A 24,857-nucleotide genomic window follows, 5' to 3' on the forward strand; every position below is an offset into this window, starting at 1 on the left:
GGAAGCGGCCGCCCTAGAAGTTGTAGCGCAAGCTCACGCGGACCTGCCGCGGTTCCATCGGGTGGTAGTGGATGTCCTCGACCCCGTCAGCGGGCTCGCCCGGCAGTCGCGAGGCGTAAAAATAGGTGATGTCGTTGTCCTTGCTGTCGAAGACGTTGAGCACGTCGGCGGTGACCGCGAGTCGGCCGAAGAAGTGGGTGTAGGCGAGGTTCACCACGGTCGCCGATTTCGACCGGGCGGAGTTGTCCTCGATGAGCGGGGCCGGCCCCAGGCGGCGCAAGGTGAGCTGCGCCACGTCGTCTTCGGTGAGCCGCACCGTCGCGCCGGCGGTCACCACATATTCGAGCGCGTTCGGGATGCGGTCTCCGGCGAGCGGCGCGCCGCGGTAGCGCGCACGGGTGGCGGCGCCGGAGACGTCGAGGTTGATGCCGGGCCGCGGGGTCCAGGTCACCAGGAGCTCGGCGCCCAGGCGCTTGGTGCCGTCGGTGCTCTCGGTGTCGCCGGCGTCGCCGACGTAGATCAGCTCCGACTCCAGTTTCAGCGCCCATAGCGCCAGGCTGGCCGAGAAGCCGGGGACCTCGTAGCGGGCGCCGACCTCCGCACCGTCGGCCGCCGCGAACAGCGGGACCCTGTCGACCGGGTCGCCCGTCGACGGCGAGACGCGCTGGACAGCGCCGCGCGCATCGTTTGAGTGGAAGCCACGGCCGGCGTCGGCATAGAGCTCCACCTGCGGCGAGACGCGCCACGCCAAGGTCAGCTTCGGGCTCAGCTGGCCGTCGGTCTCGCGGCCGGAGTTCAGCGGGTTGTCCGCGTCGACATCGACGCCGATGACGTCGGCGCGTAATCCCAGGGTGGCGCGCACCGACCCCGCCGCCCACGTCGCCGCGCCCCAGGCGCCGGCCGACCATTCGGTGAGGTCATCCTGTCGGTCGGTGGAGAGGCGCTGGCGGTCGCGGGTGCGGTAGAGGCCGATCGCGCCGATGTCGTCGAGGCGGGTCTCGGCGCCGACCCGAACCGTCAGGGTCTCGGACGGCCGCCAGGTGCGGAAGCCCGAGGCGCCCAGGATCCAGCGTTTCTCGGCCTGCTCGAACTGGTCGCCGTTGACGGGATCATCGAGGAAGTAGGTGAAGTTGGACCATAGGTTCACGCGGTAGCGCTGGGCGTAGACCACGAGGTCGCTGTCCGCGTCGGGATGCAGGCGCGCGGAAAGGATGAAGCGGCTGGTCTTGCCGCCGTCCGTCGTGTCGACGGCTCCGAGGCGCGAGAGGGCTCCGGCGTCGACGGCGCGCTGCGGAATCTGGTCGGTGGAATCCCATGTCGCGCCGTAGGCCAGGGCCGTCACCGACCAGTCGCCGACGGCGAAGCGGGCCAGTCCGCTGGCCTTCCTGAGGTTCTCGTCGCGCACCCAGGGGCCGTCCGACGTGGTGAGATCGACGCCGATCAGGCCGGAGCCGGCGTTCAGGCCCACGACCGCGCGGCCGAATCCATTCTCCCCGCCCTGGGTTTCCAGGAAGGTCTGCGGCATCGTCTCGAACGTACGGAAGGCGGCCGACCCCGCGGCGGAGAAGTCGCCGGCCTCGGCGAAGTAGGGGCCCTTGCGGTAATCGATGGTTTGCACGAACTCGGGCGTGACGCCGTTGATGTCGAGATACCCCTGGCCATGGGCGTGCGTGCGTAGGTTCAGGGGCACACCGTCCAGCGAGATCGAGAAATCGGTGCCGTGGTCGAGGTTGAAGCCGCGCAGGAAGAACTGGTTGGCCTTCCCCGACCCGGAGTGCTGGGTGGCGGCGAGACCCGGGATGACCTCGGCCAGCTCCCCGGGGCGCAGCAGCGGGCGGTTGGCGTACGCCCCATACGAGACCTCGCCCTGGCTGGCGCTGGCGGCGACGCCAACCTGGCCTTCGCGCTTGCCCCAGACGTAGACTTCGTCGACCTCGGGCCCGGCCGTGGCCATCGCCGCTTCCTCCGCAGCCACTGCGGCGGCGGGCGGCAGGACGGCCGCCAGGGCGGCCAGGGTCAGCAGACGAACGCGCATGGAACTCCCCCGTAGGAACTTCTGGGCAATAGTTCCTACGGGTCGGCGTCCGGAAGTCCAGACGACCCCGAGGACTGGGGCCATGCCAGATGCTTATGATGCGGGCGTGCGAGGAGGATCTAGATGCAACGCGTGACCGTTTCCCTGGAGGAGGACCTCGCCGAGGCCTTCGATGCGCTGTCGACCGAGCAGGGCTACGGCAGCCGTTCGGAGGCCGTGCGCGATCTGATCCGGCGCGCGATCGCCGAGCGGGGCGAGGCGGCCGCCGATGGCGCGTGCGTGGCCAGCCTGTCCTATGTCTACAACCACCATACCCGTGCGCTGGCCCAGCGGCTGACCGAGATCAGCCACGCCCATCACGACCAGGTGGTGGCGACCTTCCACATTCACCTGGACCACGACCACTGCCTGGAGAGCGTGATGCTGAAAGGGCCCACGGCGCGGGTGCGCGCGCTGGCCGACGCTATTCGCGCCGAGCGGGGCGTACGCTTCGGCCAGCTGAACCTGATCACGGTCGAGCCGAACGGGCGTCACGATCACGCCTCCGGCGATCATCGCCACGGCCCGCATGAGCATCTGCGTCCGGCCGTTGGATAGCTTGCCGCCGCAGACGTCGATGCAACGATCTGAGGACGACACGACGCGCCTGGCAGACACCCCATACCCAGCGGTGCGCGCTTTCCAGCCGATCGCGCGGGACGGAATGCGTTGTTCGGTTGGTTGAGTGTGCTGCTGCGATCCGGCCCACAAGCGACGGCGGGGGCGCCCGACTCAGTAGTCTCGCGGGGAACTCTTGTACCTTGAGGCATCAATGCCTAGACCACGCGTCGCGGCCCCTTTGGCGGAATTGGTAGACGCGCACGGTTTAGGTCCGTGTGCCGAAAGGCGTCCCGGTTCGACCCCGGGAGGGGGCACCACATGAGTCTACGTAACGGTAAGCCCCAGGGCTGGCAGCCGTTCACTCTTCGGTAGCGCGATCGGGCGGTGTTGCTCGTTCTCTACGGTCAAGTTCCGCTTCAACCGCTTCGCGGATGAACTGCGCGCGTTGATTGGGGCCCGCGATCGCATCTATCCGTTCGCCAAGCCCCGTTGGTAGCCTCACAAGCATCGGCTTCACGCCTAAAGGTGGGCGGCCCATTGTACATATCCGATATCTGTTATTGACGACCGTAGAGACACTGTCTAGCAAGTAAGCGATATCGCATAAGGCAAGCTGCACTTGACGCTGTGACGCCTGAAGCGACAGCGTTCAATTACAGGAGTCGGGGTTGACGGCACCGAAAGAACCTAAGCGCGGATTTGCTCTTCTCTCGCCCGAACAGCGTTCCGCAATGGCGCGGAAAGGCGGGAAGGCGGTCGATCCCACGAAGCGCACCTTCGCGACGGATCGCGAACTAGCCTCGTCCGCGGGGCGCAAGGGAGGTGAGATCTCAAGAAGGCCAGAAGGGAGTTGAGGTACGCGCGCTATGCAGACCTGCCGCCGCTCACGTGCGAATGGCAGAGAATGAGATTCCGCATCCGGCCCCCGATGAAGAATGCTGATCTCAGCCTGTCTGGATTGATCCAGTGCTCATTGCGAATCCAGCGCGCGTATCCAAGAGCTCGAAGTTGGGGGTTGACTTCCCTTTTCCAAGTATTTTCAGCGCAGTATATTACGCATCCTCGCGTTTGCTGGTTCGGGCATCATGGGGAAAGGCAGAATCCTGTGACAGAGCGCTATTTCGCGTCACATTTTTCACCACATGGCCTAGGCAGTGTCCTTAAAGATCAAAGGGATAGGTATTGGGGGCGCTGGTACCTCAATCCAGTGCGTCTACCAATTCCGCCACATCCGCATGAGGCTGGCGCCTGCCATCGCGGCCCCGCGGCTCCGCGTCAAGGGGCAGGGGGCTTGGAGGCGCCCGCGGGGCGTGACATAAGGGCGCCTTCGCGCCGCCGGGCCCTGTTCGGCGGCCTTCCCCGTTTGGCCTAGAGACGGACACGGGCGGATAGCCGCCCTGGTTCGGGAAACTTGAGAATGTCGATGCAAATCGTTGAGAAATCTGGTGAAGGCCTGAGCCGCGTCTATGGCGTGACGGTTCCGGTTTCCGATCTGAACGAGCGCCTGGAAGCGCGGATCAAGGAAATCGCGCCCACCCTCAACGTGAAGGGCTTCCGCCCCGGCAAGGTGCCGACCGCCCACGTTCGCCGCCTTTACGGCAAGGCGCTGATGAGCGAAGTGGTCCAGGCCAGCCTCAACGAAAGCACCCAGAAGGTGCTCGACGACAACAACCTGCGCCCGGCGGGCGAGCCCGAGCTGAAGCCGGAAGGCGACATCGAGGCCGTCATGGATGGCAAGGCCGACCTGGCCTACGAGCTGACCGTTGACCTGATGCCCGAGTTCACCCCGGTGGACGCCACGACGCTGACCCTGACCAAGCCGGTCTACAACGCGACCGACAAGGAAGTGGACGAGGCCGTCGCCGATCTGGCCAAGCAGAACCGCACCTACGAGACCAAGACCGGCAAGACCGTGAAGGCCAAGGACGGCGACCAGGTCGTCATCGACTTCGTCGGCCGTGTGGACGGTGAGGCCTTTGAAGGCGGCACGGCCACCGACGTTCCGCTGGTGCTGGGTTCGGGCCAGTTCATCCCGGGCTTCGAAGAGCAGCTGGTCGGCGCCAAGCCCGACAGCGATGTTGTCGTGAAGGTGACCTTCCCGGCCGACTATCAGGCCGCCAACCTGGCCGGCAAGGACGCCGAGTTCGAGACCAAGGTGAAAGAGGTCAAGGCTCCGGTCGACGCTCCCGCCGACGATGAGTTCGCCACCCGCCTCGGCCTCGAAAGCCTGGACAAGCTCAAGGAGCTGGTCCGCGGCAACCTCGAAGAACAATACGCCGGCGCCAGCCGCTTCAAGCTGAAGCGCGCCCTGCTGGACGAACTGGACAGCAAGCACGACTTCCCGCTGCCGCCGAAGATGGTGGAAGCCGAGTTCGCCTCGATCTGGGGCCAGGTCCAGGCCGATAAGGAAGCCGGCCAGCTGCCGCCCGAAGACGCCGAGAAGACCGAGGAGCAGCTCCAGAAGGAATATCGCAAGATCGCCGAGCGCCGCGTGCGCCTGGGCCTGGTGCTGGCCGAGATCGGCCGCGCCAACAGCATCCAGGTCAGCGAAGCCGAGCTGAACCAGGCGATCATGAACGAGGCCCGCAAATACGGCGCTCAGGCCCAGCAGATCTACAATCTGCTGCGCGAGAACCCGAACGCCCAGGCCCAGCTGCGCGCCCCGATCTTCGAGGACAAGGTCGTCGACCTCATCATCTCCCAGGCCAAGGTCAAGGAGAAGAAGGTGTCGAAGGACGACCTGATGAAGGAAGACGACCTGCCGGCCGGCTACAGCGAATAAGCCGCCTTACAGGCTGGCATGCAGACGGCGCCGTCCCCCAGGGGCGGCGCCGTTTTCACTCCCTCCCCGGCGGGGAGGGACAGGCCACGTGAGCGGCCAGGGTGGGGCAGTTTCGGTCGGAGTGCTGAGGTCGTGGAGGATCCACGCGCCACCACCCGTCTCCCCAGGACCAGATCCGGGGTCGCCATCCTTCCCAGAGGGGAGGGATTACAGCGACCGCAGGTGCTTCAGCAGTTCGGCGTTTTCGACCTGGGCGCGGCGCTCATTGATCGCGCGGTGCAGGTTGAAGGAGTCCGTCGGGTCGAGCGGCGACAGCGACGAGGCCGGAAGGTCGTCGAAAGCCTCGAAGGTGACGGGCGCGTTTTCGGGCACGCTGGTCGTGGGCATGTCCATGAGTCTCCCATTCCTCCGCACCAGGCGGAGCCTCTCCCGTCATTAAGGTATCATTTACCTGTCACAGGCGCCAACAGCCGGCCCGCACGAAACGTCCCAGGCGCGATCACAGTCTGGTGTGGAAGATCATGCCTCACGAGTTTTGACACGCCGGAGATCGTCGAGAGCTGATCGCGTGGAAATCAGGGAACCGCGATCATGAAACGGTTGGCTTCCGTAGGGTGTGGGACGTAACGTTTGGTCTTAACGCCGCGTCGGGGCGCGGAGCCATCTCTGCCCGAGTGCAGATGAGACTCACGACCTCGAGAGTAGAGCGCCCAGGAAGGAAGTGAGCTTTGCAGCGCACGCGTGAGGTTGGCGCCGACTACTTTCATAAGGTCGTCGATTGCCAGTGGGCCTGTCCGGCCCACACCCCGGTCCCCGAGTACATCCGACTGATCGCCGACGGCCGCTACGCCGACGCCTATATGATCAACTGGAAGTCCAACGTCTTTCCGGGCGTGCTGGGACGCACCTGCGACCGCCCCTGCGAGCCGGCGTGCCGGCGGGGCCGGGTCGAGGAGGAGCCGGTCGCCATCTGCCGGCTCAAGCGCGTGGCCGCCGACAACAAGGGCGACGTCACCGCCCGCATGCCGCCGCCGGCCGCTGTGCGTAACGGCAAGCGGATCGCCCTGGTGGGGGCGGGCCCTGCCTCGCTGACCGTGGCGCGCGACCTGGCGCCGCTGGGCTATGACCTGACCATCTTCGATGGCGACACCCGCTCGGCGGGCATGATCCGCAGCCAGATCCCACGCTTCCGCCTGCCGGAAGAGGTGATCGACGAGGAGGTGGGCTTCATCACGGCCCTGGGCGGCGTGGACCTGCGGCTGGGCCAGCGGATCGATAGCCTGAAGGCGCTGATGGGCGAGGGCTACGACGCCATCTTCATCGGCTCGGGCGCCCCGCGCGGCCGCGACCTGGACATTCCCGGTCGCCAGGAGGCCGCCGCAAATATCCACATCGGCATCGACTGGCTGTCCTCGGTCTCTTTCGGTCATATCGAGAAGATCGGCCGGCGCGTCATCGTGCTGGGCGGCGGCAACACCGCCATGGACTGCTGCCGCAGTTCGCGCCGCCTCGGCGCTGCGGACGTCAAGGTGATTGTCCGCTCCGGCTTCGACGAGATGAAGGCGTCCCCCTGGGAGAAGGAGGACGCGATGCACGAGGACATCCCGATCCTCAACTTCCGCGTCCCCAAGGCCTTCACCCACGAGGGCGGCCGGCTGACCGGGGTGCTGTTCGAGGTGGTCCAGTGGGGTGTCGACGGGCGAGGGCGCAAGGCCCTGGTCCCTTCGGGCCAGCCCGACGAGCACTACGAGTGCGACGACGTCCTGGTCGCCGTCGGCCAGGAAAACGCCTTCCCCTGGATCGAACGCGACACCGGCCTGGAGTTCAACGAGTGGCAGATGCCCGTCGTCGATCCGGCCACGTTCCAATCCACCGTCCCCGGCGTCTTCTTCGGCGGCGACGCGGCATTCGGGCCCAAGAACATCATCTGGGCCGTCGCCCAGGGCCATGAGGCCGCCGTCTCGATCCACAAGTTCTGTCAGGGCGAAGATGTCGCCGTCCGCCCGCCGCCCGGCGCCACGCTGGTCAGCCAGAAGATGGGCATCCACGAGTGGAGCTACGACAACGACGTCTCGAACGACCAGCGCTTCCGGGTGCCGCAGCGCGACAAGCATGAGGCGCTGAAGGACATCCGCATCGAGGTCGAGCTGGGGTTCGACCGCGAGCTGGCCCTGGGCGAGGCGCAGCGCTGCCTGAACTGCGACGTGCAGACGGTCTTCGCCGACAAGCTCTGCATCGAGTGCGACGCCTGCGTCGACATCTGCCCGATGGACTGCATCACGTTTACCGATGACGGGGAGGAGGCGGACCTGCGCGGTCGCCTCAAGGCCCCGGCGGTCGACCTGACCCAGGACCTCTACGTTTCGGGCAAGCTGCCCACCGGCCGGGTGATGGCCAAGGACGAGGACGTCTGCCTGCACTGCGGCCTCTGCGCCGAGCGGTGCCCGACCGGCGCCTGGGACATGCAGAAGTTCTACCTCGAGATGACGCACGCCGGAGGGTGCAATGCCTGAGGCTGCTCAGTCGCAAGGGGGTGTGTCCGTGGCGGGCAAGTCCCGCGTCAACGACTTCGTCGTCAAGTTCGCCAACGTCAACGGCTCGGGCTCGGCCAGCGCCAACGGCCTCTTCGCCCGCTCGGTCATGCGGATGGGCGTGCCGGTGGCGGCCCGCAACATCTTCCCGTCGAACATCCAGGGTCTGCCCACCTGGTACGAGGTGCGGATCACCGAGGCCGGGCATCTGGGCCGCCGCGGCGGCGTCGACCTGATGGTCGCGATGAACCCGCAGACCTGGGACCGCGACGTGGCCGAGATCGAGAGCGGCGGGTTCCTGTTCTACGACTCCACCCGCGCGATCCCGCCGTCGAAGTTCCGCGACGACATCACGGTCATCGGCGTGCCGCTGACGGCCATGTGCAACGAGGCCTACGAGCTGCCGCGCGAGCGCCAGCTGTTCAAGAACACCATCTATGTCGGCGCTCTGGCGGGGCTGCTCGGCATGGAGATCCAAGCGATCGAGGAACTGCTCGCAGACGATTTCGCGGGCAAGGATCGCCTGATCAAGGCCAACGTCGAGGCCCTGCACATGGGCCTGAGCTATGTGCAGAAGTTCTTGGCCCCGCTGCCGCTGCAGGTGCGCCGCGCCGACGCGGTGGGCGACCGGATCTATGTCGAGGGCAACAACGCGGCCGCCCTGGGCGCGGTCTATGGCGGAGCGACCGTCTGCGCCTGGTATCCGATCACGCCGTCGACCTCGCTGGCCGAGGCCTTCACCGGCTACTGCCAGGACCTGCGCGTCGATCCGCAGACCGGCAAGAACCGCTTCGCCATCGTCCAGGCCGAGGACGAGATCGCCTCGATCGGCATCGTGGTGGGCGCCGGCTGGAACGGCTGCCGTTCGTTCACCGCCACGTCCGGGCCCGGCATCTCGCTGATGACCGAGTTCATCGGCCTCAGCTATTTCGCCGAGATCCCGGCGGTGATCTTTGACGTGCAGCGGGGCGGGCCGTCCACCGGCATGCCGACGCGCACCCAGCAGGCCGACCTGGTGGCCGCCGCCTATGCGGGTCACGGCGACACCAAGCACCCGATGCTGCTGCCGGCCGATCCGGGCGAGTGCTTCGAGATGGGGGCCCTGGCGTTCGACCTGGCCGACCGCCTGCAGACGACCGTCTTTGTGATGCTCGACCTCGACATCGGCATGAACGAGTGGCTGACCCACCCCTTCAAGTGGGACGATAGCCGTAAGCTTGATCGCGGTAAGGTGATGACCGCCGAGGAGCTGGAGGCCGGCGCGGACTTCGGCCGCTACAAGGATGTCGATGGTGACGGCATTCCTTACCGCACCTATCCGGGCACGCACCCGACCTTGGGCGGCTATTTCACCCGCGGCACCTCGCGGAACCCTTACGCCCGCTACTCGGAGGAGGGGGCGGTCTACGTCGACAACATGGAGCGCCTGCTCCGCAAGTTCGACACCGCCAAGACCCTGGTGCCCGCGCCGATCCTGCGCGCCGGCAAGCGCAAGACCCGGGACGGGGTGATCTACTTCGGCTCCACGACTCCGGCGATGCACGAGGCGCTGGAGATGCTGGAGGCCCAGGGCCGCAGCCTGGACGCCCTGCGCATCCGCGGCTTCCCGTTCGCCGACGAGGTATTCGACTTCATCGACCAGCATGACCGCGTGTTCCTGGTCGAACAGAACCGCGACGCGCAGCTCAAGACGCTGCTGATGACCGAGGGCGAGGTCGATCCGGCCAAGCTGGTCTCGATGCTCCACTACGACGGCACGCCGATCACGGCGCGCTATATCGCCGGCGAGATCGCGCGCCGGATGCAGCTTGGCCAGAGCGAGGCGGCGGAATGACCTACATCCTCAAGCCCCAGCTGCATCACCCCAAGCTGCCGACCAACAGCCTGGGCTATACGCGCCGTGACTATGAAGGCTCGGTCTCGACGCTGTGCGCCGGTTGCGGCCACGACAGCATCTCGGCCGCCATTATCCAGGCCTGTTTTGAGCTGGAGCTGCCGCCGCATCGCGTGGCCAAGCTGTCGGGCATAGGGTGCTCGTCGAAGACGCCGGACTACTTCCTGGGCAACTCGCATGGCTTCAACACCGTGCACGGCCGCATGCCTTCGGTGCTGACGGGGGCTAACCTCGCCAACCGCGACCTGATCTACCTTGGCGTATCGGGCGACGGCGATAGCGCCTCGATCGGGCTGGGCCAATTCGCCCACGCCATCCGGCGCAGCGTGAACATGCTCTACATCGTCGAGAACAACGGCGTGTACGGCCTGACCAAGGGCCAGTTCTCGGCCACCTCGGACAAGGGCTCCAAGTCCAAGCGCGGTGTCGTCAACACCGACGCCGGCATCGACATGGTCAGCCTTGCGCTACAGATGGGCGCGACCTTCGTGGGCCGCAGCTTCTCCGGCGACAAGGAACAGCTCGTCCCGCTGATCAAGGCCGGGCTCAGCCACAAGGGCGCGGCGTTCATCGACTGCATCAGCCCGTGCGTGCAGTTCAACAACCACAACGGCTCGACCAAGAGCTTCGACTATGTGCGCGAGCACAACGAGGCGGTGAACCGTCTGGACGTGATCACGCCCCGCGACGAGATCAAGGTCGACTACAAGCCCGGCGAGACGGTGCGGGTGCAGCAGCACGACGGCTCGGTGCTGTCGCTGCACAAGCTCAACGAGCTCTACAACCCCAACAGCCGCGCCCAGGCCCTGGGTTATCTCCAGGCGCGGCAGGCGAGGGGTCAGATCGTCACCGGCCTGCTGTTCGTCGATCCCAAGGCCGGCGATCTGCACGACGCCGTGGACACGGTCGAGACGCCGCTGAACCAGCTGAACGAGCCCGAGCTGGTGCCGGGGCAGACGGCGTTGGAGAGGATCAACGCCGCGCTACGGTAGCGCTGCGACGAATATTCGCAGGCGGCGGTTAACCTGTCGTCCACGCGGCTAGATCACATTCGTTCGAGACACATTCGTGAGTTGTGTTGTGGACGAAGCCCCCGTCGTAGACGTCGAAGAAATCGATGCCTCCTCGCCGGCCGATCAGGCGCCGCCTGAGGCCGACCCCTGTGCGCCGTTCACAACGGCCGACGGTCGACAGGTGCGTGTCACCGCGACCCTCGATCCCGTGTTCGAGGCCAAGGGCTTCACCCGCATCGGATTCCGCCTCATCCGGCGCGTGATGCTGCAGCGCTACAACGGCGAAGACGAGTTGACGCCGCAGCAGGTGAGCCATCTTTCATCGGCCGAGCTGCTGCGGGTCGATCTGGCGACCATTGCCCGGGGCATCAGCCGGCTGAGGTCCGACACCGTCCAGCACCTCAGCCTGATCGTGCCGATCTCGTACACAAGCCTGTCCAGCCTGAAGGGCCGCACCGAACTGGTCGCCCGCCTGAAGGAGGCCGGGAGCCTGGTGAAGCTGGGCGTGATCTGCGAGATCCTGGACGCTGACGGGGTGCCGCCGGCGTCGCTGCTGACCGTCGTGACCGTCGTCAAGCCGATCACACTGCTGGCCGTGGGCCGCCTGGCGGACACAACCCCGAAGTCGATCATGCGGTTTGAGGACACGGGGCTACAGGCGCTGTCGTTCGAGTGCCCGCCAAACCTGGGCGACCAGGAGTTCCAGGTCTGGGCGGCCGGCGCCGTCATCGCGGCCAAGCGCGTCGCCAAGGCGGTGCTGGTCTATGGCGCAGGCACGCCCACCCGCGGCGGGGTCCTCGCCGCCCTCGGCGCCAGCCACGTCGGCGTCAGCTGAGTCCGCTGTCCGCGCCGTTGGCCCGAACTTCAGCGAGCCTCGGCCGTCTTGGGCGTGGTGGTCTCGACGCCCTTCGCCCCGCTGAGGTTCGGCACGTAGAGACCGGTCGCCATCTTGGCCAGGAAGCCCTCAGGACGCAGGCGGGGCCCGTAGGCGGCGCAGGGATCGTCGTCGCCGATCTTCCGTGACTTGAGGCCCTCGGGCGTGGCCGCCGCCGCCGCCGCGTCGGCGAACGGCTCGATCAGCTGGAGCGCGTCGCCCAGCCGGCTCAGCGAGGGATTGTCGGTGCCCAGCGGCTGGGCGTCGCGGGTCCAGACGACCGACGCCAGTTGCCGGCCCTGGCGATCCAGCATCTCAGCCTCGGCGCCCAGGCCGCCCGTCGCGCCCGGCACCCGCAGCCCGATGGGGCCGGGGATGAAGAAGCCGGACGCCGCCGAGAGGGCCGAGGCCACGCGGCCGGTGGGTTCGACGCGGGTGATCACGGCGCGCACTCTGGCGTCCGCCTCGGCGGGGCTGGCGGCCAGGGCGTAGCGCTCGGTGAACTCGAAGCAGAGCTGCGCGTCGGCTTCGCGCGCCAGCAACGCCCGTTCTGCGTCGGTAAGCCAGGCGGTCTTGGGGCCGGCAACGACGACCGTAGGCTCGATGGCGACGCTTGCGACCCGAACCTCCGCCTTGCGTTGGGCAAGGCCGGTCCGCACGGCGCCCTCGCGCGTCGCGAGGCCGTCGTAGGTCGAGAGCTGGCCCGACGGCTTGGGGGTGGCGGCGCAGGCCCCCAGCATCAGGAGAAGGGGTAGGGCGGCGACGGCCTTCATGGGCGGCTCCTGCGGCACACGATGTTGCCCCGCCCAACGCCCGAGAGCTCATTTGGCGCCGCCCGCGCCCCATTCAAGCGGCCGCGCCGAGTTTAGGCGCGGGTCAGCTGGCCCATCACGAAGGCGTCTTCCCCGGCCTGCGCCAGACCCGCCAGCACGTCGGGCAGGTCCTGGGGATCGACCACCAGCATCAGGCCCACGCCGCAGTTGAACGTGCGACGCATCTCATGCTCGGAAACGCCGCCCGTCTGCGCCAGCCACTGAAAAACCGGCGGCATCGTCCAGGCCTCCCAGTCGAACTTGGGAACGAGCCCCTCGGCGATGCAGCGTGGCGGGTTCTCGATCAGGCCGCCGCCGGTGATATGGGCCAGGCCCTTCACGCGGCCGGCCTTCAGGTGGGGCAGGACGGTCTTGATGTAGATGCGGGTGGGCTCCAGCAGCGCCTCGGCCAGCGTCTTGCCTTCGGCGAACGGGGCAGGGTCGTCCCAGGCCAGCCCTGAGCGCTCGACGATGCGGCGGATCAGCGAGTAGCCGTTGGAGTGCGGGCCCGACGAGCCCAGGCCGATCAGGATGTCGCCGTCCTTCTGGTCGCCCAGGCGCGGCAGCACCTTGTCGCGGTCGACGGCGCCCACGCAGAAGCCGGCCATGTCGTAGTCGCCCTCGGCGTACATGCCGGGCATTTCGGCCGTCTCGCCGCCCACCAGGGCGCAGCCAGCCTGGCGGCAGCCCTCGGCGATGCCCGCGACGACGGACGCCGCGGACTCAACGTCCAGCTTCCCGGTGGCGTAATAGTCCAGGAACATCAGCGGCTCGGCGCCCTGGGCCAGCAGGTCGTTGACGCACATGCCCACCAGGTCGATGCCGACCGTGCCGTGCAGCCCCGTCTCGATGGCCACCTTCAGCTTGGTGCCCACGCCGTCGGTCGTGGTCACCAGCAGCGGATCGTCGTAGCCCGCGGCCTTCAGGTCGAACAGCGCCCCGAACCCGCCCAGCGAGGGCTCCGACCCCGACCGCCGGGTCGATCTGGCCAGCGGCTTGATGCGCTCGACGAGCTCGTTTCCGGCGTCGATCGAGACGCCGGCTTGCGCATAGGTGAGACCGTTTGGCCGTTCGGACATTTACGAACCCGGACTTGGAGTGCAGAGAGACGCGCTTGCGGGCTGGAGTCGCCCGCGCGCGGGGCTATAGCTGATTTATGACGCCTATCACTACCACCGCCGAACTCGCGGCGTTCTGCGACAAGATCAAGGGCCAGCCGTTCGTGGCGGTCGACACCGAGTTCATGCGTGAAACCACGTACTGGCCCAAGCTGTGCCTGATCCAGGCTGCGGCGCCCACGGCCGAGGCGTGCATCGATCCGCTGGCCGAGGGGATCGACCTCGAGCCCTTCCTCGAGATTCTGCGAGACGAAAAGATACTCAAGGTTTTCCACGCCGCCCGCCAGGACGTGGAAATCTTCAACAACCTGCAGGCCATGCCCCGGCCGCTGTTCGACACCCAGGTCGCCGGCATGGCGGCGGGCTTCGGCGAGCAGATCGCCTATGACGCCCTGGTCCGCCAGATGCTGAAGATCGAGCTCGACAAGAGCTCGCGCTTCACCGACTGGGCGCGCCGGCCGCTGACCGACAACCAATTGACCTATGCGCTGGCCGACGTGACCCATCTGGCCAAGCTCTACCCCATGCTGCGCGAGCGGCTGGAAAAGGAAGGCCGCCTGGGCTGGGTCACCGATGAGATGGCCGACCTGACGGCGCCGGCGAACTACGACGTCGAGCCCGAGAACGCCTGGAAGCGGCTGCGCCCGCGCCGGCACACGGCCAAGTACCTCGCCGTCTACCGCGCGGTCGCCGCGTGGCGCGAGCGCACGGCGCAGCTGCGCGACCAGCCGCGGGGTCGCATTCTGAAGGACGAGGCGATCGACGAGATCGCCACCCAGTCGCCGACCGACGCCGACGGTCTGGACCGCCTGCGCTCGGTGCCCAAGGGCTTCTCCGGCTCGCGGTTCGGCCCCGATCTGGTGGCCGCGATCCGTGAAGCGCTGAAGGATCCCGAGGCCTACGCCCCGGTGATCGAGAAGGTGCGGCAGCAGGCGTCGCCGGCCGCCGGCGCCGTCGTCGAACTGCTGAAGGTGCTGCTGAAGGCCCGCGCCGAGGAGGCCGGCGTGGCCTCCAAGCTGATCGCCACGGTCTCGGACCTCGAGCAGATCGCCAACGACGACAGCGCTGATGTCGGCGCCCTCAAGGGCTGGCGGCGCGAGGCGTTCGGCGAGGACGCGCTCAAGCTCAAGCGTGGCGAACTGGCCCTCGTGCTGGACGGCTCGCGCGTGCGGGTGGTCGAGGTGCGCCGGGCGCCGAGAGCGGCCTCCGCCGGCTGAAAGGCCGTTCCCTGAGGATAACCGAAGCGTCGGATCGTGAAGGTCTTTTGACGCTCGTCCGACAGTTTTCCACAGACGCTCCACCGTCTGTCGCCGCGTCGCTCCACAGGACCTGGATGCGGGCCCATTGCGCCCGCACGGGGTCTGCGAGACCCTCAACTTGCCGAGAGGGAAAGCGGCGCGGCGGACCGGGCGACCGGGCGGCAAGCGGGCAGGAGGCTCTCCGGATTTGAAGGCGCCAGGGGCAACCCCGGCGAGTTCTGGCCCGGAGGCGGCACGGAAGTCGGAGCGGAGTTCAGCTGGGCGACCAGCGGGGCCGAGTTACCCCTTCCGCCTCAAAGGCTCAGGTCCCCCAACGGATCTGGATTAGAGGGCGGTGTTCCGGGCGACCGGTGCGCCGCCCTCTTCATTTGGGCCCTAAGGCCTCGGTGTCCTGACAGTCTTTGCCGAAGGTCCGACTGACCGGGGCGCGACCTGCACCCCCGCGCCCCGGTCAGCTCAATTCCAGCTTCAGCTTCAGCGCCTGTGCCAGGGTCTGGGCCCGGCGCGTAGTCTGCTCGCCCAGCAGCATGTCTTCCCAGCCGCTGAGGGCGGTGAGCACCAGGCGGTCGCCGCGGACTGTCAGCGAGGACTTCTCCAGAAGGCGCACATTGTGGCCCGACAGGTCGCAGCCCAGGCGCAGGGCCGAGCCCAGGGCGCGCGCCCGCTGCCGGCGCTCAGGCGTGAGCACGCGCGCCACCGAGGTGTCCGGCGGCTGGGGCGCTGCGGAGTGGCGCGAGAAGGCCACCGAGGCCAGGAACACCCGCTCGGCGTGGTTCATGCCGGCCAGGGGCGCGCGCAACACCTGCTCGAACGCGAGGTCCGCGCGATGGTCGGGGTGCAGCCGAGAGCCCAGTTCTGCCAACCGGCTGGCGGCGGCGGTCAGGATCATGTCGCGCCCGCCGAACAGCGGCGGCAGCTTCTCGAACAGCGGTGCGACCCAGGCCTCCAGCGCGTGGCCCAGCTCAGGCGAGATGCCCCGCTGTGACGTCAGCGCCTCGCAGCCCTCGATGAGGGGGTTCAGCTGGCGCATCTCGGGCGTCATGGCTTCCAGCAAGAGGCCCTCGCGCACGCCGTAGGCCGAGATGATGATCTTCTCGACGCCCAGTCGCTCGATCAGTCGCTCCAGCACCAGGGCGGCGTAGGGCAGGCTGTCGAAACGCTTCTTCGAGAGGCCCTCGATCCGCTCGAGCGAGCTGCGCGACTGGCGCTGCACCAGTCGCGAAAGGTCGAGCGCGTCGGCGCCGCTGATCTCGTACTGGTGGGCCACGTGCAGCGGATAGTCGGCGATCTGCATGTGGAGCAGGGCGAGGTTGCGCCAGGCGCCGCCGACGGCGTGGAATTCGGGACTGGCGTAGCGGTTGGCGAGCGGCGCGAGATGGTCGTCCACCAGCCGCCGCGTGCGCTCGAGGTTCAGCGGCTTGGGCGCGCCCAGGGCGAACGGCCCCAGGGGCAGGGTGACGCCCTCGATGTGCGCCATGCCGTTCAGGCGCACCAGCTCCAGGCTGGATCCGCCCAGGTCGCCCACCACCCCCTCGGCGTCGGGCTGGCCGCAGATCACCCCCAGGGCGGCGTAGCGCGCTTCCTCCTCGCCCGAGAGCACCCGGATCTCGAGACCGGTCTCGTCCTTGATGCGCTTCAGGAAGGCCTTGCCGTCGGCGGCCTCGCGGACGGCGGCCGTGGCGCAGGCGGTGACCTCGTCCGCCCTCCAGCCGTCCAGCACCGAGCGGAAGCGGCGCAGCGCGCCGATGGCGGCTTCGACGCCCTCCTGTGAGAGACGCCGCGTCGCGGTCAGGTCCTTGCCCAGGCCCGCCACGACCTTCTCGTTGTAGACAGTCCAGAGCGCACGACCATCGACCCGGTAGATCACCAGGCGAACGGAGTTGGATCCGACGTCGATGACAGCCGCCTGACGGCCGTCCGGGCGGCTGGCGCTATCCCCGCGTGGCCACATTTTCGATCGCGCGCGGCATGTCTTTCACTTTCTGCCCGCGACCGGAAAGGCTGGGATTGGTCATGAAGTAGTCGTGCGCCGAAAAAGCGTTCGGGTGGTCCCAGGCAGGATCACGCCTATAGCCGCCGTCGGCATCGAGGGTCCAGCTTTGCGCTTCGTCTTTCAGGTTCGCCACCATGATCTGCTGGAGGACCTGTTGATGCACCGTCGGGTTTTCGATGGGCGTCATCACCTCGACCCGGCGGTCCAGGTTGCGCGGCATCCAGTCGGCCGACGACATGTAGAGGCGCGCGTGCTGCGAGGGCATGGGATGGCCGTTGGCGAAGGCCACGACCCGGCCATGCTCGAGGAAGCGACCCACGATCGACTTCACCCGGATGTTCTCGGACAGGCCCGGCACGCCCGGGCGCAGGCAGCAGATGCCGCGGATCACGAGATCGACCGGCACCCCGGCCTGGCTGGCCTGATAGAGGCCGTCGATAACCTCGGGGTCGACCAGCGAGTTCATCTTGGCCCAGATGGCCGCCGGCTTGCCCGCCTCGGCGTTGGCGATCTCCTGGCGGATCAGCTTCAGGAGGTCGCGCTTCATGGTGACCGGCGAGAACGACAGGCGTTCCAGGCCTACGGGCTGGGCGTAGCCGGTGACGTAGTTGAACAGTTTAGCGGCGTCGCGGCCGAACGGCGGCTCGGTCGTGAACAGCGACAGGTCGGTGTAGATGCGGGCCGTGATCGGGTGGTAGTTGCCGGTCCCGAAGTGGCAGTAGCTGCGCAGCTGCTCGCCTTCCTTGCGGACGACGACCGACAGTTTGGCGTGGGTCTTGTACTCGATGAAGCCATAGACGACGTGGACGCCGGCGCGTTCCAGGTCGCGCGCCCACTTCAGGTTGGCCTCTTCGTCGAACCGCGCCTTGATCTCGATGAGGGCGGTGACGTTCTTGCCGTTCTCGGCCGCTTCGATCAGGGCCGCCACGATCGGGCTGTCCTTGGACGTGCGGTACAGCGTCTGCTTGATCGCCAGCACGTTCGGGTCGCGGGCCGCCTGACGCAGGAACTGCACCACCACGTCGAAGCTCTCGAACGGGTGGTGGACCAGGATGTCCTTCTCGCGGATGGCGGCGAAGCAGTCGCCGCCGTGGTCGCGGATGCGCTCGGGGAAACGGGGTTCGAACGGCTTGAACTTCAGGTCCGGCCGGTCCGACGGAATGAGCTGGGTCAGTTCGTCCAGGCCCAGCAGCCCGTCGAACACGATCACATCCTCCGGCTCCACCCGCAGGCTCTGCAGGATGAAGGCCCGCAGCTCCTCAGGCATGTCGTCTTCGATCTCGATGCGCACCACCGAGCCCAGGCGCCGCTGCTTCAGGCGCGCCTCGAACTCGCGAACCAGGTCCTCGGCCTCTTCCTCGATTTCGACGTCGCTGTCGCGGATCAGGCGGAACACCCCCTGTTCCTCGATCTCGCACCCCGGGAACAGGTGGTCGAGGAACAGCGTGACCATGCTTTCCAGCGAGATTACGCGGCGCTTGGCCTTGCGGCGCGTCGGCCGGCCGGGCGCCACGTCCCAGAAGCGCGCCATCTGGGCGGGCAGGGGCGCCAGGGCATACAGCTGGCGACCGTCCGTCATGCGGCGGATTTTCAGGACCAGCGAAAACGCCAGGTTGGGGATGAACGGGAACGGGTGCGCCGGGTCGATGGCGAGCGGCGTCAGAACCGGGAACAGCTCTGACAGGAACCGCGCCTCCAACGCCGATCGCTCGTCGGGCGTGACTTCGTCGGCCGAGATGTAGTGCAGGCCTTCCGCGGCGAGTTCGGCGCGCAGGTTGCGCCAGCGGCTCTGCTGGTCGGCCATCAGGTCGCTCGCGGCGGCGTTGACCCGCACCAGCTGCTCGGCCGCGGTGAGGCCGTCCAGGCTCAGCGTGCGAACGCCTTCGCGGACCTGCGCCTTCAGACCGGCCACGCGCACCATGTAGAATTCGTCGAGGTTGTTGGCGCTGATCGACAGGAACCGCAGCCGCTCGAACAGCGGGTGGCGCAGGTTCATGCTCTCGGCCAGCACGCGCCTGTTGAAGGCCAGCCAGGACAGCTCGCGATTGAAGAAGCGGGCCGGCGAACCCTTGAGGTCATCGATCGCCCCCGACGCGGCCTCGCCTGTGGCAGACGTGGCGGCTTTCATCGGTGAGACGTCGTTGGGCATACTGATTCTCTAACGCGGTCAGGCGCTCTGCAGAGTTGACCTGGAAAGGTTAACGTCCCTCTTGCGGTCGTCCGGCAGGGACCAGAACGGCCTCACCTTCCGATACGCTTTGAACGCGTCGCTGGCCGCATCGATCACGTCGTCTTCGTCACGGGTCAGGCGGCCGACTTCCAGCCCTGCGGCGAAGGCCAGGTCTCCCGATCGGCGGCCGACGGCGCGCAGAGCGATGGCGCGCGCCACCGCCATGTCGTTCAGTTCGCCGAGATGGTCCTGCAGGGTCCGGAGCGCGGCGATGAACCGCGCGCGCCGCTTGGGATGCTCGGGGAAGGCGCCGCCGAAGAACGCCGCCGCGTAGCGCAGCTTCTTGGCCAGCTTGCGCAGGTCGTGCCGGGCCTCGACGTCGATCTCGCGGAACTTGTGCGACCGGCGTCGCAGCCGCTGGTCCAGGCGGTCCATCACCGGCGCCGCCAGCGCGGCGACCGGCCCCTCGCGCAGCGCGCGCTGGCGGTCATTGGCCAACCGCTGCCAGCCGCCGACCTCCACCCATTCGCCCAGCATGAGCAGGAGCGTGCGGAACCGATCCGAACGGACGGCCGCCAGGGCGTGCTCATAGGCCTCGGCCTGGGCGATCCGCAGGGCGCGGAAGAACGCGGCGCGTCCGGCGCTCTCGTCGATCTCGTCGGGCGTGGCGGCGCGCTGCAGGAAGACGTCGAAATCGCGGGCGTCGGCCAATTCGCCCGCCAGCCAGCGCGTCTCGCTGCGCGCGGCGTTCAGGCCTTCCGGGTCCAGCATCCCGCGGAACACCGACAGGGCCGCGCGGAACCGGCGCAGGCCCACCCGCATCTGGTGCAGGACATCCGGATTGTGGGCGCGCTGCAGCAGCCGCGCGTTGCCGGCGATCTGGACCAGTGCGTCGCGGGCGATCCGCTGGAAGGCTTCGGCGCCGGTGATGGTCGGAATGATGGCGGTGTTCTGGGCTTTCAGCGCCGCGACGCCGTCGTGACCCACCAGGCGATAGCCACGCTCAGCCTTGCTCTCGAACGCCAGGGTCAGCGGGGCCTTGCCCAGCAGCTCCCGCGCCAGATCGAACAGCGCCTGCGGCGGGCCGGAGAGCAGCTCCAGCTCCATCTCGGCCACCGGCTCCTGGCGGTCGCCGGCCACGATCAGGCCGGTGTCGAGGCTGACCTCGATGCGGATGTCGCCCCGCACCCACAGATGCACGCGGCGCTCGACCTCGACGCTGAAGACCGGAGCGAGCGGGGCAGCGCCGATGGCGGCTACCGCCGGCGTGCCCGCCAGGGCCGCGAGGTCCAGATCGGGGCCCGGAACCTGCGTCTCCCACTCGTCGCGTTCGAAGATGCCGCCGCTGGCGCGGTGTTTCAGGGTCTGGATGTAGGCCGAGCCCTTGCGCCGCACCCGCAGGCTGAACGCCCCGTCGCGCAGCGCCAGGCTGGGCGTGTCGAAATAGACGGCATGAAGCTGGGAGACCTTGGCCTGATCCGCGGGGAAGGCTTCGCCCTGCAGCGCCTCGAGGGCGCCGACGCCGAGCTGGAACTTCAATTCCAGCTCCTGGGCGGCCGTTGCCGGGATCCGCGCGAGCATTCCCAGGTCCCGTCGAACGCGGCCCCATGCGCCGCGCTCAGAACCACTGCCGGAAAACGAATCGCTCTGTCTATCGCGCTGCGAAAGATTCTTGGGAAATCGGCTGCAGCGCCCGTGTCAGAGGTCGAGAGCGCCTTGCGCTTCCAGGATCTGCCGCGCCAGCACGCGTGTCACCGGTCGGAACCCCTCGTCGCCGGCCTCGTCCAGGCGCTTCACGATCGCCTCGGCGTCCGGGATCGAGCGGCGCATGCGGGTCAGGAGGTAGGGGTAGACCTCTTCCGGCGGGCGGATGTTGCGATCGCGGAAGAACCGCCGCAGCACGCCTTCGAGCACGGTGTCGTCCGGCGCCTCGATCTCGACCACCGGGAACGCGTTCAGGCGCGAGCGAAGATCGGGCAGGGCGGTGGGCCACGTCGACGGGCGTGTCCGGCCGGTCAGCAGGAGACCTCCGCCCTCGCGGGCCGCCAGGTTGATCAGATGGAACAGGCCTTCGGTCGACGCGCCCCTGTCGGCGTCTTCCAGCAGCACCGGACGCCCCGGCGCCGCCCCGACGTCGGGGTTTCGCGGATCGAGGATCAGGGCGTCGACGCGGGCGGCCCAGGCCCGCGCCAGATGCGACTTGCCGACGCCTTTCTGTCCAAGGATCGCCAGGCAGCCGCCCTGCCATGCCGGCCACGCCTCGACGGCGTTGACCGCCAGCGCGTTGGACGGACCCCGGACAAACGCGTCGAACGACGGCGCCTCGGGTTCCTGGCCCAGACTCAGCCGAAGCTGCCGTGTCATGCGTGGCGCCGATCGATGGATATCACGCGTGGAACTTAGGCCGCAGGAACCCGCCGCGCCAGCTACCCGCGCAGTTTGTCCACGACTACTCGGGCTTTGCGCCGTTCAGTTCACGTGCGCCGGCCAGGCTCCAGCCCTCGGGCTTCAACAGCTCGATCGGCGAGAAGCGCACCTTGTAGTCCATCTTCTCCGACCCGCGGACCCAATAGCCAAGGTACACGTAGGGCAGGTTGGTCAGGCCGGCCTGGATCACATGGTCCAGGATCACATAGCTGCCCAGGCTGCGGCGGCTGATGTTCGGATCATAGAAGCTGTAGACCAGCGACAGCCCGTCGTTCATCAGGTCGACCAGGGTGCAGGCGATCAGGTCGCCGGGGCCGCCGTCCTTCGAGCGGGTGCGGTATTCGATGATGTGGGTGCGGACCGCGGTATCCTCGACCATCGCCACATAGTCCGGCCACGTCATCTCGGCCATGCCCCCGTCGGCGTGGCGGGCGGTCAGGTAGCGGCGCAGCAGGTCGAACTGCTCCATCGTGGCCTCGGCCTCGACCAGGTGGCGCTCGATGTCGTCGTTGCGGTTCAGGATCTTCCGTTCCGAACGCGAGAAGACGTAGTCGCCGGCCGGGATGCGCGCCGAGACGCAGGCCGAGCAGGCTTCACAGGCCGGACGGTAGGCGATGTTCTGCGAGCGGCGGAAGCCCACGGCCGTCAGGCTGTCGTTGACGGCCGCGCCGTCCGACAGGGGCAGGTGGGCGAACACCTTGCGTTCGAAACGTTCGGGCAGGTACGGGCACGGCGACGGCGCAGTCAGGAAGAACCGGAGCTGTCGGGTCGGGAAGTGCTGCGTCACGGACCGGGTGTCGCTTTCTCAGGAGAGCGTGTTCGCCGATTAGGCGTCATGCCGGGGCTCGGCGCAAGAACTCCCTACAGACCCGAATTCTCGGGCAACACCGGCGCCTCACGCAGCAGGACGATCGCGATCCGCCGGTTGCCGGGCAGCATCGGGTCGTCCGGATACAGCGGTTCGGACGCGGCCTTGCCCGAGACCTGGTAGACGCGGTCGGCCTCGACGCCGGCGCCCTGAAGCACCTTGCGCGAGGCGTCGGCGCGGGCCGACGACAGCGACCAGTCGCCTTCGGGCTTGGCCCCGTTCGCGCTGGCGCTGGTGTGGCCGTAGATGCTGATCCGGTTGGGCAGCTGGTTGATGGTCTTGGAGATCGCCCGCAGCAGCACCTTGGCCCGGTCGTTCGGCTGGGCCGAGCCCTGGTTGAACATCGAGCGGCCTTCCTGGTCGATCAGCTGGATCCGCAGGCCTTCAGGGGTCTCGTCGATAATGATGTTCTTCGACAGTTCGGCCAGCTCGGGCATCGACTGCAGCGCTTGGCGCAGCGACTGGGCGGCCGACTGGAAGGCGGCTTCCTCGCGCTTGGCCTGGGCTTCGGCCATGGCGGCGGCGGCGGCCTCCTCGGGCGTCTTGGCCTTGCTGCCTTCCTTGGAGTCGCCGTCGTTGGGGTTCTGCGAGCTGGGGGCCAGTTCTTCGATCACGTCGCTGGAGCCGGCGCTCTTTGAGCCGTCCGAACCCAGGGCCGAGCCGCCCAGGATGCCGCCGGCGCCCGACATGGTCTGCGAGACGCTGGCCGGGGCGAAATAGTCGGCGATCCCGCGCTTCTGCTCAGGCGAGGTGGTGTTGATCAGCCACATCAGCAGGAAGAAGGCCATCATGGCGGTCACGAAGTCGGCGTACGCGACTTTCCAGGCGCCGCCGTGGTGTCCCGCGCCGCCGCCCTTCTTGACCTTCTTGATGACGATCGGCTGTTCGCCCACAGCCATGGTTCACCCGCCTTAACTCTGATTCCCCCGCAAACTGCGCGAGGCGCGTTAAGATGGCGTTGCCCGTAGCTGGTGGGGGTCGTCCTTGGTCGTCCTGGAAACCGAACGTCTGAGCCTGCGCGAGGTCGAGCTGACCGACGCGCCCTTCATGCTGGAGCTGCTCAACTCGCCCGGCTTCCTTGAGAACATCGGCGACCGCGGCGTCCGCGACGAGCATCAGGCCCGCGCCTACATCGAGGAGCGCGTCCTGGGCAGCTATCGCGACCACGGCTTCGGCATGTGGCTGGCGATACAAAAGGCCGACGGCGCGCCGGTGGGGCTGGCCGGTCTGGTTCGCCGCGAAGGACTGGACACGCCAGACGTAGGTTACGCCTTCATCCAGAAGGTCTGGGGCCGCGGCTACGCCCAGGAGGCGGCCGCGGCCGTCCTGGCCCACGCTCAGGGGCCGATGGGCATCCCCAAGCTGGCGGCGATCACCACTCCGGAGAACTTCGCCTCGATGGCTGTGCTGCGGAAAATCGGCTTCACCTACCAGGGCATGATCCAACTGCCCGGCATCGACCGCGAGAGCACCTACTTCACGGCGGGCGGCTGACGCGCCGCGCGCGCGGGGGCCACTCGGCGATTCTACCCCTTCACTTTCGTCGGGGAAGGAAGCTAGGCCGTGGAGAAGGTTCATCTGAAGGCGCATCCCATGCAGACGCGGTTCGTCGAGGCCAACGGTTTCCGCTTTGCGGTGGACGAGGAAGGCGAGGGCGATCACCTGGCCCTCTGCCTGCACGGTTTCCCCGAGAGCCGGTTCTCCTGGCGCTTCCAGATGCCGGTGTTGGCGCAGATGGGCTACCGGGTCTGGGCGCCCGACCTGCGCGGCTATGGCGAGACCGAGCCCAAGCCCAAGGCGATGAAGGACTATCTCATCGACCGGCTGATGGAGGACGTGGGCGCGCTCATCGACGCCAGCGGGGCCAAAAAGGTCACCCTGATCGGGCACGACTGGGGCGCGGGCCTGGCCTGGGCGTTCGCGGCCAACCGCGTGCGGCCGCTGGAGCGGCTGGTGATCATGAACGTGCCGCACCCGGCGGTGATGGCGGCCCAGCTGCGCACCAACAAGGCTCAGCGCAAGAAGTCCTGGTACATGTTCTTCTTCCAGCTGCCTGGCGTGCCCGAGTGGACCCTGACCGCCAACGACGGCCGCGCCATCCGCCGCGCCTTCTTCGACATGGCCCAGGACAAGACCAATTTCGGGCCTGAGGTTCTGGAGCGCTACGCCAAGGACGCTCAGCGGCCGGGCGCGATCCGCGGCATGGTCAACTGGTACCGTGCGGCGCTGCGCCTGCAGGGCAAGATGGCCGGGCCCTGGGATGTGATCGAGACGCCGACCCTGATCGTGTGGGGCGAGGCGGATGCGGCGCTGGGGATCGAACTGCTGGACGGGACCGAGGAATACGTCCGCGACCTCACGATCAAGCGTCTGCCGGGCGTGTCGCACTGGGTCCAGCAGGAAGCCCCGCAGAAAGTGAACCCGATCCTGCAGGAATGGCTGCCCTCGCTCGAGCCCTCCCTCCCTTAATGGGGAGGGACA

The 24,857-nt window shown here is 67.8% G+C and carries 20 protein-coding genes and 1 tRNA gene; 11 read left to right on the forward strand and 10 right to left on the reverse strand.

All coding sequences use genetic code 11. From position 1 onward, the window contains the following. Positions 1-13: 13 nt before the first annotated feature. Positions 14-2,035, reverse strand: a complete 2,022-nt coding sequence (locus ACQ66R_RS00330) for a TonB-dependent receptor (protein WP_430418211.1) — start codon at positions 2,033-2,035, stop codon at positions 14-16. Positions 2,036-2,158: 123 nt separating this feature from the next. Between ACQ66R_RS00330 and nikR the strand changes: the two genes are divergently transcribed. From nikR to tig, 4 genes are all read left to right on the forward strand, one after another. Continuing rightward, positions 2,159-2,632 (forward strand): nickel-responsive transcriptional regulator NikR, encoded by a 474-nt coding sequence (gene nikR, locus ACQ66R_RS00335; RefSeq protein ID WP_430418212.1) that lies wholly within the window; start codon positions 2,159-2,161, stop codon positions 2,630-2,632. Between the two features lie 235 nt (positions 2,633-2,867). Continuing rightward, positions 2,868-2,952, forward strand: a tRNA-Leu gene (locus ACQ66R_RS00340). Positions 2,953-3,366: 414 nt separating this feature from the next. Next, a complete protein-coding gene (locus tag ACQ66R_RS00345; protein WP_430426166.1) occupies positions 3,367-3,489 on the forward strand; it encodes a KGG domain-containing protein in 123 nt (40 codons plus the stop codon). A 569-nt stretch (positions 3,490-4,058) separates the two neighbouring features. Then, positions 4,059-5,417, forward strand: coding sequence for a trigger factor (gene tig, locus ACQ66R_RS00350; RefSeq protein WP_430418214.1), 1,359 nt, complete (start codon positions 4,059-4,061; stop codon positions 5,415-5,417). A gap of 207 nt (positions 5,418-5,624) precedes the next feature. Here tig and ACQ66R_RS00355 read toward each other — a convergent pair whose 3' ends face one another. After that, entirely contained in the window at positions 5,625-5,804 is a 180-nt protein-coding gene (locus ACQ66R_RS00355) for a hypothetical protein (protein WP_430418216.1), read from the reverse strand. Positions 5,805-6,145: 341 nt separating this feature from the next. Between ACQ66R_RS00355 and ACQ66R_RS00360 the strand changes: the two genes are divergently transcribed. From ACQ66R_RS00360 to ACQ66R_RS00375, 4 genes are all read left to right on the forward strand, one after another. Further along, complete coding sequence (locus ACQ66R_RS00360; protein WP_430418218.1) at positions 6,146-7,930, forward strand: FAD-dependent oxidoreductase; 1,785 nt, start codon at positions 6,146-6,148, stop codon at positions 7,928-7,930. A gap of 28 nt (positions 7,931-7,958) precedes the next feature. After that, the gene (locus ACQ66R_RS00365) at positions 7,959-9,782 is read left to right on the forward strand and encodes a 2-oxoacid:acceptor oxidoreductase subunit alpha (RefSeq protein WP_430418219.1); all 1,824 of its coding nucleotides are present in this window, start codon (positions 7,959-7,961) and stop codon (positions 9,780-9,782) included. Then, positions 9,779-10,834: a 2-oxoacid:ferredoxin oxidoreductase subunit beta gene (locus ACQ66R_RS00370; RefSeq protein ID WP_430418221.1), complete on the forward strand. Its 1,056-nt coding sequence runs from the start codon at positions 9,779-9,781 to the stop codon at positions 10,832-10,834. Before ACQ66R_RS00365 ends, ACQ66R_RS00370 begins: the two co-directional genes overlap by 4 nt. An 88-nt stretch (positions 10,835-10,922) precedes the next feature. Next, a complete protein-coding gene (locus tag ACQ66R_RS00375; RefSeq protein ID WP_430418223.1) occupies positions 10,923-11,690 on the forward strand; it encodes a hypothetical protein in 768 nt (255 codons plus the stop codon). 29 nt (positions 11,691-11,719) lie between these two features. On the opposite strand, the gene ACQ66R_RS00380 is transcribed toward ACQ66R_RS00375, so the two are convergent. Both ACQ66R_RS00380 and purM read right to left on the reverse strand, forming a co-directional pair. Then, complete coding sequence (locus ACQ66R_RS00380; RefSeq protein WP_430418225.1) at positions 11,720-12,502, reverse strand: DUF3313 domain-containing protein; 783 nt, start codon at positions 12,500-12,502, stop codon at positions 11,720-11,722. Between the two features lie 92 nt (positions 12,503-12,594). Then, complete coding sequence (purM, locus tag ACQ66R_RS00385; protein WP_430418227.1) at positions 12,595-13,620, reverse strand: phosphoribosylformylglycinamidine cyclo-ligase; 1,026 nt, start codon at positions 13,618-13,620, stop codon at positions 12,595-12,597. Positions 13,621-13,697: 77 nt separating this feature from the next. On the opposite strand from purM, the gene rnd reads away from it, so the two are divergent. Further along, positions 13,698-14,876, forward strand: coding sequence for a ribonuclease D (gene rnd, locus ACQ66R_RS00390; RefSeq protein WP_430418229.1), 1,179 nt, complete (start codon positions 13,698-13,700; stop codon positions 14,874-14,876). Positions 14,877-15,369: 493 nt separating this feature from the next. Here rnd and ACQ66R_RS00395 read toward each other — a convergent pair whose 3' ends face one another. The 6 genes from ACQ66R_RS00395 to ACQ66R_RS00420 all read right to left on the reverse strand — a co-directional run bounded on the left by ACQ66R_RS00395 (position 15,370) and on the right by ACQ66R_RS00420 (position 23,275). Beyond that, positions 15,370-16,869, reverse strand: coding sequence for a Ppx/GppA family phosphatase (locus ACQ66R_RS00395; RefSeq protein WP_430418231.1), 1,500 nt, complete (start codon positions 16,867-16,869; stop codon positions 15,370-15,372). After that, positions 16,850-19,039, reverse strand: a complete 2,190-nt coding sequence (locus ACQ66R_RS00400; RefSeq protein ID WP_430426168.1) for an RNA degradosome polyphosphate kinase — start codon at positions 19,037-19,039, stop codon at positions 16,850-16,852. The genes ACQ66R_RS00395 and ACQ66R_RS00400 overlap by 20 nt, the downstream gene beginning before the upstream one ends. 39 nt (positions 19,040-19,078) lie before the next feature. After that, the gene (locus ACQ66R_RS00405; RefSeq protein WP_430418233.1) at positions 19,079-20,662 is read right to left on the reverse strand and encodes a CHAD domain-containing protein; all 1,584 of its coding nucleotides are present in this window, start codon (positions 20,660-20,662) and stop codon (positions 19,079-19,081) included. A gap of 117 nt (positions 20,663-20,779) precedes the next feature. Then, positions 20,780-21,445, reverse strand: a complete 666-nt coding sequence (locus tag ACQ66R_RS00410; RefSeq protein ID WP_430418235.1) for a DnaA ATPase domain-containing protein — start codon at positions 21,443-21,445, stop codon at positions 20,780-20,782. Between the two features lie 85 nt (positions 21,446-21,530). Further along, a complete protein-coding gene (locus ACQ66R_RS00415) occupies positions 21,531-22,295 on the reverse strand; it encodes an arginyltransferase (RefSeq protein ID WP_430418236.1) in 765 nt (254 codons plus the stop codon). A 74-nt stretch (positions 22,296-22,369) separates the two neighbouring features. Then, the gene (locus tag ACQ66R_RS00420; protein WP_430418238.1) at positions 22,370-23,275 is read right to left on the reverse strand and encodes a flagellar motor protein MotB; all 906 of its coding nucleotides are present in this window, start codon (positions 23,273-23,275) and stop codon (positions 22,370-22,372) included. Between the two features lie 85 nt (positions 23,276-23,360). Between ACQ66R_RS00420 and ACQ66R_RS00425 the strand changes: the two genes are divergently transcribed. Then, the gene (locus ACQ66R_RS00425) at positions 23,361-23,870 is read left to right on the forward strand and encodes a GNAT family N-acetyltransferase (RefSeq protein WP_430418240.1); all 510 of its coding nucleotides are present in this window, start codon (positions 23,361-23,363) and stop codon (positions 23,868-23,870) included. Between the two features lie 69 nt (positions 23,871-23,939). Next, on the forward strand, positions 23,940-24,845 hold the full coding sequence (locus tag ACQ66R_RS00430; protein ID WP_430418242.1) for an alpha/beta fold hydrolase: 906 nt from the start codon (positions 23,940-23,942) through the stop codon (positions 24,843-24,845). Positions 24,846-24,857: the final 12 nt, after the last annotated feature.

The organism is Phenylobacterium sp. (assembly GCF_965284355.1).
GTDB lineage: Bacteria > Pseudomonadota > Alphaproteobacteria > Caulobacterales > Caulobacteraceae > Phenylobacterium.

What these genes read in the sequence shown, in the direction of transcription:
- purM (WP_430418227.1), bottom strand. Translation starts at nt 13,620, where the DNA reads ATGTCCGAACGGCCAAACGGTCTCACCTATGCGCAAGCCGGCGTCTCG.
- ACQ66R_RS00345 (WP_430426166.1), top strand. Translation starts at nt 3,367, where the DNA reads ATGGCGCGGAAAGGCGGGAAGGCGGTCGATCCCACGAAGCGCACCTTC.
- ACQ66R_RS00405 (WP_430418233.1), bottom strand. Translation starts at nt 20,662, where the DNA reads ATGCTCGCGCGGATCCCGGCAACGGCCGCCCAGGAGCTGGAATTGAAG.
- nikR (WP_430418212.1), top strand. Translation starts at nt 2,159, where the DNA reads ATGCAACGCGTGACCGTTTCCCTGGAGGAGGACCTCGCCGAGGCCTTC.
- ACQ66R_RS00330 (WP_430418211.1), bottom strand. Translation starts at nt 2,035, where the DNA reads ATGCGCGTTCGTCTGCTGACCCTGGCCGCCCTGGCGGCCGTCCTGCCG.
- tig (WP_430418214.1), top strand. Translation starts at nt 4,059, where the DNA reads ATGCAAATCGTTGAGAAATCTGGTGAAGGCCTGAGCCGCGTCTATGGC.
- ACQ66R_RS00380 (WP_430418225.1), bottom strand. Translation starts at nt 12,502, where the DNA reads ATGAAGGCCGTCGCCGCCCTACCCCTTCTCCTGATGCTGGGGGCCTGC.
- ACQ66R_RS00400 (WP_430426168.1), bottom strand. Translation starts at nt 19,039, where the DNA reads ATGAAAGCCGCCACGTCTGCCACAGGCGAGGCCGCGTCGGGGGCGATC.
- ACQ66R_RS00410 (WP_430418235.1), bottom strand. Translation starts at nt 21,445, where the DNA reads ATGACACGGCAGCTTCGGCTGAGTCTGGGCCAGGAACCCGAGGCGCCG.
- ACQ66R_RS00355 (WP_430418216.1), bottom strand. Translation starts at nt 5,804, where the DNA reads ATGCCCACGACCAGCGTGCCCGAAAACGCGCCCGTCACCTTCGAGGCT.
- ACQ66R_RS00395 (WP_430418231.1), bottom strand. Translation starts at nt 16,869, where the DNA reads ATGTGGCCACGCGGGGATAGCGCCAGCCGCCCGGACGGCCGTCAGGCG.
- ACQ66R_RS00370 (WP_430418221.1), top strand. Translation starts at nt 9,779, where the DNA reads ATGACCTACATCCTCAAGCCCCAGCTGCATCACCCCAAGCTGCCGACC.
- ACQ66R_RS00420 (WP_430418238.1), bottom strand. Translation starts at nt 23,275, where the DNA reads ATGGCTGTGGGCGAACAGCCGATCGTCATCAAGAAGGTCAAGAAGGGC.
- rnd (WP_430418229.1), top strand. Translation starts at nt 13,698, where the DNA reads ATGACGCCTATCACTACCACCGCCGAACTCGCGGCGTTCTGCGACAAG.